Annotated in this window: 9 protein-coding genes and 1 pseudogene; 3 read left to right on the top strand and 7 right to left on the bottom strand. The window is 62.9% G+C overall.

Annotation, left to right across the window (positions count from 1 at the left end; translation table 11 throughout):
• Nucleotides 1-59 precede the first annotated feature (59 nt).
• Nucleotides 60-842 (top strand): 3-hydroxybutyrate dehydrogenase, encoded by a 783-nt coding sequence (locus tag ACQ4W6_RS11770; protein ID WP_436567382.1) that lies wholly within the window; start codon nucleotides 60-62, stop codon nucleotides 840-842.
• Nucleotides 843-920: 78 nt separating this feature from the next.
• On the opposite strand, the gene ACQ4W6_RS11765 is transcribed toward ACQ4W6_RS11770, so the two are convergent.
• The 3 genes from ACQ4W6_RS11765 to ACQ4W6_RS11755 are packed head-to-tail and all read right to left on the bottom strand — an operon-like array spanning nucleotide 921 to nucleotide 4,809.
• A complete protein-coding gene (locus ACQ4W6_RS11765; RefSeq protein ID WP_436567381.1) occupies nucleotides 921-2,294 on the bottom strand; it encodes a c-type cytochrome in 1,374 nt (457 codons plus the stop codon).
• 18 nt (nucleotides 2,295-2,312) lie between these two features.
• Nucleotides 2,313-4,088 (bottom strand): GMC family oxidoreductase, encoded by a 1,776-nt coding sequence (locus ACQ4W6_RS11760; RefSeq protein WP_436567380.1) that lies wholly within the window; start codon nucleotides 4,086-4,088, stop codon nucleotides 2,313-2,315.
• A 4-nt stretch (nucleotides 4,089-4,092) separates the two neighbouring features.
• Nucleotides 4,093-4,809 carry a gluconate 2-dehydrogenase subunit 3 family protein gene (locus ACQ4W6_RS11755; protein ID WP_436567379.1) on the bottom strand — a complete coding sequence of 239 codons (717 nt, stop codon included), beginning with the start codon at nucleotides 4,807-4,809 and terminating at the stop codon, nucleotides 4,093-4,095.
• Between the two features lie 270 nt (nucleotides 4,810-5,079).
• On the opposite strand from ACQ4W6_RS11755, the gene ACQ4W6_RS11750 reads away from it, so the two are divergent.
• Nucleotides 5,080-6,777, top strand: coding sequence for a methyl-accepting chemotaxis protein (locus tag ACQ4W6_RS11750; protein ID WP_436567378.1), 1,698 nt, complete (start codon nucleotides 5,080-5,082; stop codon nucleotides 6,775-6,777).
• 123 nt (nucleotides 6,778-6,900) lie between these two features.
• Here ACQ4W6_RS11750 and ACQ4W6_RS11745 read toward each other — a convergent pair.
• The 3 genes and pseudogenes from ACQ4W6_RS11745 to ACQ4W6_RS11735 form a co-directional block, all read right to left on the bottom strand.
• Nucleotides 6,901-7,266, bottom strand: a pseudogene (locus ACQ4W6_RS11745) (methyl-accepting chemotaxis protein); the annotation flags it as partial.
• Entirely contained in the window at nucleotides 7,254-7,763 is a 510-nt protein-coding gene (locus ACQ4W6_RS11740) for a PAS domain-containing protein (RefSeq protein WP_436567377.1), read from the bottom strand. The pseudogene ACQ4W6_RS11745 and the gene ACQ4W6_RS11740, both read right to left, overlap by 13 nt.
• Nucleotides 7,764-8,032: 269 nt before the next feature.
• Nucleotides 8,033-8,611: a hypothetical protein gene (locus tag ACQ4W6_RS11735; protein ID WP_436567376.1), complete on the bottom strand. Its 579-nt coding sequence runs from the start codon at nucleotides 8,609-8,611 to the stop codon at nucleotides 8,033-8,035.
• Between the two features lie 251 nt (nucleotides 8,612-8,862).
• On the opposite strand from ACQ4W6_RS11735, the gene ACQ4W6_RS11730 reads away from it, so the two are divergent.
• A complete protein-coding gene (locus ACQ4W6_RS11730) occupies nucleotides 8,863-10,953 on the top strand; it encodes a S9 family peptidase (RefSeq protein WP_436567375.1) in 2,091 nt (696 codons plus the stop codon).
• Nucleotides 10,954-11,034: 81 nt separating this feature from the next.
• On the opposite strand, the gene ACQ4W6_RS11725 is transcribed toward ACQ4W6_RS11730, so the two are convergent.
• The gene (locus tag ACQ4W6_RS11725; protein WP_436567374.1) at nucleotides 11,035-13,089 is read right to left on the bottom strand and encodes an esterase-like activity of phytase family protein; all 2,055 of its coding nucleotides are present in this window, start codon (nucleotides 13,087-13,089) and stop codon (nucleotides 11,035-11,037) included.
• Nucleotides 13,090-13,108: the final 19 nt, after the last annotated feature.

Raw genomic sequence — 13,108 nt, 5'->3', positions numbered from 1 at the left:
TATACTGGCATAGGCTATGCTTCCCACGATCACTCCAACCCGTAATGCAAAGGATTAATATGCAACTCAAGGACAAAGTCGCACTGATTACCGGCGCCGCCAGCGGCATCGGCAAGGAAATGGCGATTGAATACGCGAAACAAGGCGCCAAGGTCGTCATCGCCGACCTGGCCCTGGAAGCGGCCAGCAAGACGGCCGAGGAAATCAAGCAGGCGGGCGGCCAGGCGTTTGCCGTCGCCATGGATGTCTCCAGCGAAGAGCAGGTCGACAAGGGCGTGGCCGATGCCGTGGCCCACTTCGGCGGCATCGACATCCTGATCAGCAATGCCGGCATCCAGATCATCAGCCCCGTCGTCGATTACCCGTTCGAGCAGTGGAAAAAGATGCTGGCCATCCACCTGGACGGTGCTTTTCTGACCACGCGCGCCTGTATGCGCGAAATGATCAAGGAGGGCCGCGGCGGCGCCATCATTTACATGGGCTCCGTGCACTCGCACGAAGGTTCGCCCTTCAAGAGCGCCTATGTTGCAGCCAAGCATGGTCTGCTGGGCCTGGCCAAGGTGGTGGCCAAGGAGGGCGCGAAAGACGGCATCCGCGCCAACGTCATCTGCCCCGGTTTCGTACGCACGCCGCTGGTCGACAAGCAAATCCCCGAGCAGGCGGCCCAGCTGAACATCAGCGAAGAAGACGTGATCAAGAAAGTGATGCTGAAAGACACCATCGACGGCGAATTCACCACCACGCAAGACGTGGCGCAAACTGCCGTCTTCCTGGCCGCCTTCCCGTCGACAGCCTTGAGCGGACAATCCATCGTGGTGAGCCACGGCTGGCATATGCAATAACACCTGCAATAAGCCGTCCTTGCACGGCAGCAAAAAAATGAGGCGCCGAAGCGCCTCATTTTTTCATGCACGCACCGCTCAGGAAGCGGTGACCAATTCCACCTTGGCCGGCTTGGCCGCCTCGTGCAGCACCGCCTTGCGCACGCTCGCCACTTCACTTGCCGTGGCGGCCGGCGCCTGGTTGCCCCAGCTGTGGCGCACGAACGTGGCCAACTGCGCCACTTCCTCATCCGTCATGCGCCAGGCAAAGCCCGGCATGCCCAGATTCGATGGCGCGCTTTGCGTCGATGGCAAGGTCGAGCCAGCCAGGATGACGCGGATCAGCGAGGTCGGATTGCCGGCCAGCACGGACGGATTGCCCGCCAGCGCAGGGAACACCTTCGCGTTCGACACGCCATCGCTGCGGTGGCAGGCCGCGCAATTATCGAGATACAACTGCGCACCCCTGCCCTCTTCGCGCCCCGCCTTGAGGGCGAGGGCCGTATCGTTGCTGGCCCGGTAACTGCCCGGCTCCGATGCTGCTGCGGGCAGAGTTTTCAGGTAAGCGGCGACGGCTTGCAGATCCGGCTCGGTCAAGTGCTGCGTGCTGTGCTTGACCACCTCGGCCATCGGACTGCCGAGCACGGCATAGCGGGCATTGCGTGCACCACGCAGCGTGTCGACGATGTCCTGCTCGGACCAGCGGCCCAGGCCGGCCGCCTGGTCGCCGCGCAGGTTGACGGCCAGCCAGCCGTCGATCACCGGGCCGCCCGACAGGTAGCGCGGGTCGCCGTCGTCCAGCGCCAGCTCCTGCAGCGTGGCGGCGCGCGGCGTGTGGCAACTGCCGCAGTGGCCCAGGCTTTGCACCAGATAGGCGCCGCGCGCAATGGCGCCATTCTGGTACTTCGACAGCATCAAAGGCGCGTCCGGCACGGCTGGCGCGAAGGTCTTGCGCCAGATGGCCAGTGGCCAGCGGATCGACAGCGGCCAGGCGATGTCGCTGTCGCGGTTAGCCGTCGGGACGGCCGCTACGCCTTGCATGAAGTAAGCATACAGCGCCCGCACGTCGTCATCCGTCATGCGCGCATACGAAGGATAGGGCATGGCCGGGTACAGCGTGCCGCCCTGCGGCGTCATGCCGTGCCGCACGGCGCGGTCAAAATCGTTCAGGCTGTAATTGCCGATGCCGTACTGCTTGTCGGGCGTGATATTGGTGCTGTACAGGGTACCGATCGGCGTGGCCATGGCCAGTGCGCCGGCGAACGGCTTGCCGCCCGGCGCCGTGTGGCAGGCGATGCAGTCGGCCGCGGTGGCCACGTAGCGGCCCGTATCGATCAGGGCCGCCAGCTCGCCATCGGCCGCTACCGGCGCGATGGCGCGCGTGGAGGTGGACAGCATGGCGTAGCCGAAGGCGCCAGCGAGGCCCAGCACGACAATACCGGCGGCGCCGGCCAGGCATTTTTTGGAAGTCATTTTTCTCATCGCTTGTCCTTATGCCTGCACCAGCGGGCCGGGGTTCTTCAGATACTGCTCGCGGATCGCCGTAGCGCACCAGTAGGTCAGCGCGCCGACCATGCCGGTCGGGTTGTAGCCATTGTTTTGCGGGAAAGCGTTGGCGCCCGGCGCAAACACGTTCGACACATCCCACGATTGCAGGTAGCGGTTCAGCGGCGACGTTGTCGGATCGCTGCCCATGATGGCGCCGCCGCAAGTGTGCGTGGACTGGTACTGCGTGATGTTGTAGTGCGAGCCATCCTTCTTGGCGTCGCCCTTCATCGCCTTCGGCCCCAGCACCTTGCACATGTCGGTGGCCTTCTCGACCAGGTATTGCGAGGCCTTGATCTCGTTGTCATGCCAGTCGAAGGTCATGCGCAGCAGCGGACGGCCGAACGCATCCCGGTAGGTCGGATCGAGATCGAGGTAGGCGTCGTCGTATGCCATGCACGAACCTTGCACCTCGTAGTAGAACGAGTGCAGGAAGGAGTCCTTGACGCCCTTCTTCCACGCGCTGCCCCAGTTCGGCACGCCAGGCTCGGTCTGGATGCCGCGCACCGGGCCGGCGCCGGGCTGGCGCGCCCAGATGATGCCGCCGCCGATGTAGCCGGTCTTGGCGCTGTCGTTGCGGTTGCCGTTGAGGTCGTCGAAGGTGGCGCCGCCGCCGCCGATGCCGATGAAGCCGTTGGCGTGCACGCTCTTGTCGAAGAACATCACCACCCGGTTCAGGTTCTGGTACGAGTAGTTGCGGCCCACGGTGCCGGTCTTGCTGACCGGGTCGTACGGCTTGCCGATGCCCGACACCAGCATCATGTGCACGTTAAACAGCGAGAACGCGCACAGCAGCACCAGGTCCGCCGGCTGCTCGGTCTCACGGCCCTGCGCGTCGAGGTAGGTGACGCCGGTGGCCTTCTTCTTGTCCGCCGTCAGGTTCACCTTCAGCACCTGCGCCAGCGTGCGCAGCTCGAAGTTCTTGCGCCCGCGCAGGACCGGGAAGATACTGATGTTCGGGCTGGCCTTCGAATAATTCAGGCAGCCGTAGTCGGAGCAGAAGCCGCAGGCGTTGCATGGCGCCATCTGGCAGCCATAAGGGTTGGTATACACCGCCGAAGCGTTCGAGGCCGGGATCGGGAACGGGTGGTAGCCCACCTCCCTGGCGGCCTTGTGGAACCATTCGGCGCCCAGGTAGTTGGGATTCGGGCCGAGCGGGTATTCTTTCTTGCGCGAGCCCTCGAACGGGTTGCCGCCGGCAAGAACCTGCCCGTTGACGACGCCGGCCTTGCCGGAGGTGCCGCACACATCTTCAAAGTGCGAGAAATGCGGTTCCAGTTCGTCGTAGGTGACAGGGAAATCCTGCACCGTCATGTTGGCGGGAATGAATTTCTTGCCGAAGCGCTGCTCCAGGCTGCTGCGCACCGTGAAATCCTCGGGCAGCGCGCGAAAGTGCGCGCCAGACCAGTGCGAACCGGCGCCGCCGACGCCGGTGCCGGGCTTGAACGAGCCCATCTGCCGGTACGGCACGGCCGTGTCGTTGATGCCGTGGCGCGCGGTCACGGTTTCCTTCGACAGCGATTGCAAGTACTTGCGGTGCACCGAGCCTTCAAGCTCGTCGACCACGCGCGGGTAGGCGAAATCGGGCTGCGTGTCGCGGTCGGGGCCGCGCTCCAGGATCACCACGTTCAGGCCGGCGTCCGTCAGTTCCTTGGCCATGATGGCACCGGTCCAGCCAGCACCGACGATGACGGCATCTACTTTGTTTTTTACGATAGTCATGCTGTTATCCCCTGCGTCCTGCGAGATCGACTGGGCCGATCGGATATGGTTTGTCGCGTACTTCCACCCAGTCCAGGTAATCGGCGCGCATGCCGGGGTAGCCGATCATCTTCCACGCGCCCATGTCCTTGTTGCCGCCATGTTTAGGGTCGGCAAAATAGCCATTGCGTACTTCGCCAAGCAAGTTGGAAAAGAACAGCTTGGACGAGATATCTTCCAGCTTCAGCTCGCCCTTCTCGGCCGCCTTGAGCAAGCCTTCCTGCTGGCTCTTGTCAAGGTCGGCGAAGACCTTGCCCGGATTCTGGCTGGTGACATAGCCGTCCACGGCCTTGATGCCGACGCGCAAGATGTCGCGCAGCGCCAGCTTGCCCTGATAGCCAAATTCCGGCGCGGCCTTCAGGAACGGGCCCTGCATATACCAGGTGTCGCCGGCCGCATACGGTGTCTGCATGTGGCGATCGAGGAACTCCAGCACGCCCAGCTCGATGGCGCCGGGACCGTGCTCATCGTGCGGGATCAATCGGTCGACGGCAGCGTTGAGGAAGCGCCATTCGATGGCACTGAAAAAGGCTGGCGTGTAGGCATTGGGCGTACCGGCCGGCGCGCCACTGGTGTCGGCGGCCTGCAGGCCGCGCACCGCGGCGCCAGCACCGACGGCACCGATCGGCATGAAGACGAGGCTCTTGATGAGCCATCGCCGCGAAGGGGATTGTTCTGACATGGTGCTCTCCTGAAAAGACTGGAAGGGGCTGAGGGGCGACATGGCGAGGGTCATGGACCGCCGCAAACAGCAGATCCAGGCGCAATACGCCGCAGCAGGGCGTTATGATAATGAAACAATTTCCTTAAGGCAATAAATAGGAGTTTTATATTCTTGTTTTTTTACCTTACGACAACTTTAATATACAATATCGTCTATATAGCTTAAATGGCAAATGTTGCAAAACACCTCTTCCTCTCCGATCCCCTCTCTTCTACACAAAGAAAACTTATGAATGTAAGAAACTTACGTATCGGCACACGGCTTAGCCTGGGTTTTGGCCTCGTGCTGGCTCTGATGGCGTTAATGATCGTGATCGGCGTGTTCCGCCTGCAAGATATCGGCAGTGCCACCAACACCATGGTCGAACGCGACCTGGTTCGCGAACGCATTGCCGCCGAATGGATCGGCATCATCGACAGCAATGGCGCACGTAGCGACGCCGTCGTCAAAAGCAATGACCCTGCCATCCAGGAATACTTCAAGAAACAGATGGCCCTGTACTCGAAGCGCGCCACGGAAATCCAGAAGCAACTGGAGGAGAGCGTTACCGGCGCCGAAGACCGCAAGGTGCTCGACGCCATGCTGGCGCAGCGCAAGCACTTCAACGACACCCGCAACGAGATCTTCAAACTGAAGGAGTCGGGCGAGAATGACGCCGCCAGCGCCGCGTTTGACAGCAAGATGGCGCCCGCCATGCAAGCGTACTCGGACAGCATCCGGGAACTGGTCAAGTTCGAGCGCGGCGTGATCGACGGTGCCGCCGTCAACATCGACAGCGATTTCCGCTCGGGCCGCAGCCAGATGCTGGCACTGGGCGCAGCCGCCCTGCTGATCGGCCTGGCCGCCGCCTGGCTGATAGCGCGCAGCATCACCACACCGCTGGGCCATGCCGTCGAAGCGGCCAAGGCCGTCGCTGGCGGCGACCTGAGCCGCACTATCGCCATCGACAGCGGCGACGAGATCGGCCAGTTGCAGCAGGCGCTCAAGGAAATGAACCAGAGTCTGCTCAATACGGTGCGCGAAGTACGCACCGGCGCCGACACCATCGCCACCGCCTCGGCGGAAATTGCCAGCGGCAACCTGGACCTGTCTTCGCGCACCGAAGAGCAAGCCAGTTCGCTGGAAGAAACCGCCTCGGCAGTCGAGCAATTGTCGTCCACCGTGCACCAGACGGCCGACAATGCGCGCCAGGCCAGCCAGCTGGCGCAGTCCGCCTCGGCCGTGGCGGCCGAAGGCGGCGCCGTGGTGCAGCAAGTGATCGACACCATGGGCGCCATCCATACCTCATCGGGCCGCATTGTCGACATCATCGGCGTGATCGACGGCATTGCCTTCCAGACCAATATCCTGGCCTTGAATGCAGCAGTGGAAGCGGCGCGCGCGGGCGAACAGGGCCGCGGCTTTGCCGTGGTGGCCACCGAAGTGCGCAGCCTGGCCCAGCGCAGCGCGGCGGCGGCCAAGGAAATCAAGACCCTGATCGGCGATTCGGTGGACAAGGTCGATACCGGCACGCTGCTCGTTGAAAAGGCCGGCAAGACCATGGCACAGGTGGTTGAGGGCGTGCAGCGCGTGACCGACATCGTCGCAGAAATCAGCTCGGCCACGCAGGAACAAAGCACGGGCATCGCCGAAGTCAACCACGCCATCACGCAGATGGACCAGGTGACGCAGCAAAATGCGGCCCTGGTCGAGGAAGCGGCCGCCGCAGCCAATGCGCTACAAGACCAGTCCGCGCGCCTGGCCGAACTGGTCAGTACCTTCAAGCTCGACGAAATGGCGCAGCGCAATGTGCTGCATGCCACTGCCCGCCCCCAATCACGCGCACCGGCGCGCCCCGCCGCCAGCCGCTTGACGGCACCCAAAGCTGCCAGGTCCGCCAAGTCCAGCAAATCGGCCAGTGGCCAGAGTGAGTGGGAAACGTTTTAAAAGTCGCTGACCGGCTGGCTCGCCGACCTGCCTTGTAATGGCGCTGCCCGGCCAGAGCGGCGCCTGTTGTAGCGCGGCGCCGTTCCAGCTTGAACAGGCCCATGGCCTGCTCCAGTTGCAAGGTCTGATCCTGCAGCGAGGCCGAGGCGGCTGCCGATTCCTCCACCAACGCCGCGTTCTGTTGCGTCACTTCATCCATCTGCGTGACGGCCATGTTAACCTGGCCGATGCCGTGGCTTTGCTCGCGCGAGGCGGAAGCGATCTCCGCCATGATGCCGTGCACGCCCTGCACGGCACCCAGCATTTCTGCGCTGCTGGCGCCCGCCTGCACCTGCGCCAGCGACGCCGTGATCAATTACTTGATTTCCGTAGCCGCCGCCGCGCTGCGCTGCGCTGGGCCAGGCTGCGCACTTCACCGGCCACCACGGCAAAACCGCGCCCCTGGTCGCCCGCGCGCGCCGCTTCCACGGCCGCGTTCAAGGCGAGGATGCCAGCGCCAGGTCGCGCAAACTGAGCACTTTGGCCAGCCAGCCCGTGCGCACGGCCGCGCCCTGGCTGATGAGGATGCCATCGGCCTGCCCCGCCTTGATGCGCGCGTACAGGGCGGCGGCCTGCGCCACCTGCTGCCGGCTCGGCTTGGTGCGCACGGACATGTAGCCGACGGCCACGCCATCTTCGACCACCGGCGTCACATTCGCCAGCACCCAGTAGTAATCGCCATTCTTGCAGCGGTTCTTGACCATGCCGCTCCACGAACGGCCTGAACGGATGGTGGCCCAGAAATCGGCAAACGCTTCCACTGGCATGTCCGGGTGGTGCAGGATGTTTTGCGGCGCACCGATCAATTCTTCCGCACTGTAACCGCTGATGGCGATGAAATACGGATTGGCATAGGTGATATTGCCTTGCAAGTCGGTAGCCGAGACGATGGTCTCGGTATCGCTCAAATTGATCTCGGCATTGCTGACGGGAAGATTGAGTCGCATGGTGGGATCCTTGGCTGTAGCCCGTGCGCAGACGGCAAACGCGGGAAATGCAGGGCGGCACCGCCGGGGTGGCAGTCTGCACCGATACATTAATTTTAATATTGAATTATTAATTCAACTGGGCAATTTTGTGCTCTGAATTACCTGTCGAATCGGCAACCATTGCAGGGGGCGGCGTGGCCGCCGGGATGGAGCGTTGAGATTGGAAATAACGCGCCGGACAGCGTGGCTGTCCGGCGGGAAAACAGTGATCCGAAAACAGTGCTCGCCTAGCGCGGCACGTAGCGCCAGCCCGTGCTCTCCAGCATGAACGTGAGTTCCGTCTTGATGTCGTCGGGACGGCTAGGCACGCTCAGCACGCTATCGCACGCCAGATAGCCCGTCTTGCGCTTGACTTCGCACTCGTTGATCGCCTTGACCTGCATGGTGCTCTGCGCTTCTTGCATCTGCGCATCCTTGGCCGCTTCCGGGTCCCGCGCCACTTCTTCCTTGGCCCAGGCGCGGATCATGGCTTGCGCCTCGGCCGGCGATGGTCCCGCAAACTTGGCATGCTTGCGCTCAACGCCGACCCAGGTGCCGCCATCGTTGCGCAGCGGCAAGACCATAAAGCCATCGCGCATGCCGGCGCTCATGCTGACCAGGCAAACTACCTCGCCTTGCACTTCCTGTGTATCCTGGCAGCCCAGCACACTGGTGACCTTGACAGCGATCGGCATGGACGATTGGGTCTTGGCTTGTGTCTTGGCCACGCCCGCCTGCACGGCGGCGTGAATTTGCTCTTGCGTCGGTATGGCAGCCGCATGGGCCGGCAAGGTGGCGAACAGGGCGGCGAAGGTGAGTGCGAGCAATGTGGGGCGCATGGAAATAAAAGTCAGTCTCAGGAGGCCACCAGTCTAGCACTTTCCATAAAAACAGCTGTTTCTGTAGGAAAACATCTACGCCTCCAGCGCACTCGACCAACTGGCGCCAAAGGCAGGCTAACCACCGGTCAACTCCCTCTGGAACGGCCTCTTTATTGCTATGATGTCGGGCTGCCGGCGGTACTGCCGGCCTCGTCAGTATCATATCGATAACATCGCAATAATAAACGGGAGTTTGAATGAGTTTACGTCTGCTGCTCTTGGGGGCATTCGGTGCCGCCCTGGCCACCGCCACCGTCACGCCGGCACTGGCCGCGCCGCGCGGTTTCACCGTGGAAGACATGGTTTCCATGGAACGGGTGGGTAGCCCCGTCCTGTCGCCGGACGCCACGCGCGTCGTCTACACGGTGCGCAGCACCAACCTGGATAAGAACCGCGGCAACACGCAGCTATGGATGATCGACCTGCGCGCGTCCAACGCGGCGCCACGCCAGCTCACGCGCAGTGAAGCCGGAGCCAGCGCCAGCGATCCGCAATGGTCGCCAAACGGCGACGCCATCTTCTTCCTCTCAAGCCGTTCCGGCTCCTCGCAAGTGTGGCAACTGCCCTCGAATGGCGGCGAAGCGGCCAAGGTCACCGACCTGGCGCTGGACGTGGACACCTACCGTTTGTCGCCGCAGGGTGACCGCCTGGCCTTCAGCATGGGCGTCTACCTCGATTGCGCCGATATCGATTGCACCAAGAAACGCTTGGATGAGAAAGCCAAGGACAAGGCCAGCGGCAAGGTCTACGACCAGATGTTCGTGCGCCACTGGGATACCTGGGCCGACGGCCGCCGCAATGCACTGTATTCGGCACCGATCGACGCCGCCGGCAAGGTCAGCGCCGCGCCCGTCAGCCTGAGCGGCACCCTGATTGGTGACGCGCCTTCCAAACCGTTCGGCGACAACGGCGAATACCACTTCAGCCCTGACGGCAAGACCGTGGCCTTCTCGGTGCGCGTGGCCGGCCGCAGCGAATCGTGGTCGACCAACTTCGACGTCTACACGATTGCCGCCATCGGCGGCCAGGCGCCGCGCAACCTCACAAGCGACAATCCGGCCTGGGATGCGAAAGCCACCTACTCGCCCGATGGCCGCACGCTGGCGTATGTCGCCATGACCAAGCCGGGCTTCGAGGCGGATCGCTTTCATCTAGTATTGATGGATGTCGCCACCGGCAAGAAACGCACCGTGGCCGACGACTGGGACCGTTCCGTGGCCGACTTCCGCTGGACGCCGGACAGCAAGGGTTTCCTCGTTTCCGCCGACGACGTGGGCCAGCACCGTTTGTTCAACATCGACGCTGCCAGCGGCAAGGTCACTGCCCTGACTGGCAAGGGCGCCGTCGGCGAATTCGACGTGCGCGGCAATACCATCGTGCTGGCGCAGGCGAACCTGGCCTCGGGCGCGCAGCTGTACACACGCAAACTCGACGCCAAATCGGAAACGGCACCGATGCAGCAGTTGACGAAGCAGAATGCGGCAGCGCTGGCCGATGTACGTTTCGGCGAGTACGAGCAGTTCTCGTTTGCCGGCGCGGATGGCGCAACCGTGTATGGCCATGTCATGAAGCCATGGAATGCCAAGGCGGGCGAAAAGTATCCGATCGCCTTTTTAGTCCACGGCGGCCCGCAAGGCAGCTTTGGCAATAGCTGGAGCTACCGCTGGAATCCGCAAGTATATGCAGGCGCCGGCTACGCCACCGTCTTCATCGACTTCCACGGTTCGACCGGCTATGGCCAGAAGTTCACCGACTCCATCAGCGGCGACTGGGGCGGCAAGCCACTGGTGGACTTGCAAAAGGGCCTGGAAGCGGCCACCAGGAAGTTCGCCTGGCTGGACCGCGAACGCAGCTGCGCGCTGGGCGCGTCGTACGGTGGCTACATGATGAACTGGATCGCCGGTAACTGGCCGGACGGCTTCAAGTGCCTGGTCAACCACGACGGCGTGTTCGACACCCGTGGCATGGCTTACGCGACGGAAGAACTCTGGTTCACCGAGTGGGAAAACGGCGGCCCGTACTACGATGCAGTGGCCAAGCACGAGCAGTTCAATCCCGTCAACTACGTGAAAAACTGGAAGACGCCGATGCTGGTGGTGCAGGGCGACCTCGATTTCCGCATCCCGACCACGCAAGGCCTGGGCACCTTCACGGCGCTGCAGCGCCAGGGCATCCCGAGCAAGCTGCTGGTCTTCCCGGACGAGAACCACTGGGTGCTGAAACCGGCGAACTCGTTGCTGTGGCATCACACGGTGCTGAACTGGCTCGATACTTATACTAAAAAGTAAGCCTGGCCAACAGTCAAAAAGCCGCACAGTTCACACTGTGCGGCTTTTTTTCACCCATCACTGCGCTGCATCAATACGCCATCAATAGCTATTGAGCGGCTTGGCGAATTTCACGATCCACAAACGGCTTGGACGCTCGCGGTCGTCGCCGCGCGCCACGCGGATGCTGTTGGCCGCGTTGCAGCCGGCCGCGCTGCTGGTGACGATGACGCCATTCGCGTCCACCGTGCACTTGGTCACGTCGGCGTCCGCCACTTCCACGCCAGACGCGTCAAAGATTTTGGTCTTCATGCCAAAGTCGTTGTCGTTGGCCAGCGCGATGGTGGAATCGTCGACCAGGGTCAGGCCTTCGGCCTTTTCCGCTGCCCAGCCGATGGCGTTCAAGTCCAGCAACAGGGTTTTCTTCAGCGGCGCGACTGCAGCCCAGTCGGCGCCATTCACGGCCACGCCGCCCATGCTGCTTTTTTCCAGGTCGGAGGTGCTGGCGTTGAAGGCGGCGGCCGCAATATCGGTAGCCCCCTTCAATTCCACCAGCATCAGCTTATTGAATACCTTGCCCGACGGCGCGGCGCCCTGCTCGATGACGAGGAATTTTCCACCGCCCAGCGCCACCATGTCGCCCAGCTTGGCGTTGCCCGTGCGGCCATCCTGGTAGTCAGCCGCGTCCAGCGGATACGCAAACATCTTGCCGCTGGTGCCCGTGCTTGGGTCGAATTCGATCCAGCGCGTGAAGCGCGCAAAGCGCTCGACCTGCTCGGCCTTCTTGGTCACCGAATACATGGCCGTGCCGTCCGTCAACGGGCTTTGCAGGAAGGCGTACAGCTTGTCGTTGCTGGTGTCGAGCGTCATGCCTTCCATGCCCCGGTTGGCGCGGCGCTTGGCGAACAGCGCCGGCAAGCCCTTGCCCGGCTCATACTTGGCCTGGATGACGCCCGTGGCGGCATCGAGCTTGATGATGAAGGGGCCATATTCGTCGGACACCCACAGCGCATTGCGCTTGGCATCGACAACGATGGCTTCCGAATCGAGGCCGCCCGCATTGAAGACGGCGCGGCTGGCCGCATCGAACTTCATCGCATCCATGACGGGAATCTCGGCCGAATTGCCCACCGCGCCCGCGGGCACGGGCAAGCCCGAGCTGTTCACGCTGGCAGACACCTTGATCGGCGTGCTCGATGTCAGCACGGCGCCGCTCTTGCCCACCGTGATCACGCCAAACGAAGGCGTGAAGCTGGGCGACGGGAAGATCTTGCTGCCGCTGGTGCCCTTGCCCGATGGGTCGGGCACCAGTGGGCCGTCGCCGTTCGGGCCACGGTCCGTCAAGCCATAAAATTCCAGCTCGCCAGCCGCGTTTTTGCCCTTGTAAGCCAGGCCCGAGCCATACGACGGCAAAAAGCCGATCGGGAATTCACCCTTGATCTTCGCGTTGGTGCCTTCGTACGGCACGTAAAACTTGCTGTCCGCCTGGATCTGGTAGCGCGTCACCGTGACTTTCACTTCGCCCACCGGATTGGCCTGCGTCAGCGCCTCGTTGACGGGTGCGCCCACTTTCGACGCCAGGGTATCTTCAAAATGCTCGCGCACCAGCGCGCGGCGCTCCGCGTCCACCGTGCGGGCGGCGAACTTTGCGCCCAAGGTAACCAGATGCACTGCCAGCGCCGGGTTGAAGGCGCCGGCGGCGGCGGAAAAGTCCAGCGTCTTGCCTGCCAGCGCCGTCTTCACTTCGGGCGTGATCTTGATGCCGTTCGACGGATCGCTGTCGTCGTCAAGCAATTGCAGCGCCAGCAGGCGGTTGACGACCTTATCGTCGGCCACATTCGTGCTGGCAGACAGCGCCAGCGGCGTGATGACCGCACTGCACAGCGCAGAACCCAGGGCCAGGCCGCCCACGCTGAACGCCAGCGTATCGCCAGGGTTGCAGGTAAATTCGCCCTTGGCATTGGTGCTGGCCTTGGCTGCGCTGCCGGCCACGTAATCGAGGCCTTCCACGGCACCGTCGAGGAATACCCCGGTCTGCGCCACGGGCTTGGTCGGTTCGGCTGGCATGTTATCGCTGCCGCCACAGGCGGACAGGCACAGGCCGGCGGCGATGGCCAGCAGGGTCAGTTTCGGGATCGGCGTTACGGCAGTATGCATGCATTCCTCGGCTCAGGTT

Origin of the sequence: Janthinobacterium woesei (genome assembly GCF_051380875.1) — a bacterium.
In the GTDB taxonomy this organism is placed as follows: domain Bacteria; phylum Pseudomonadota; class Gammaproteobacteria; order Burkholderiales; family Burkholderiaceae_D; genus Janthinobacterium.
Note: the sequence above shows the minus strand (reverse complement) of the source record. Positions and strands in the feature narration are given on the sequence as shown.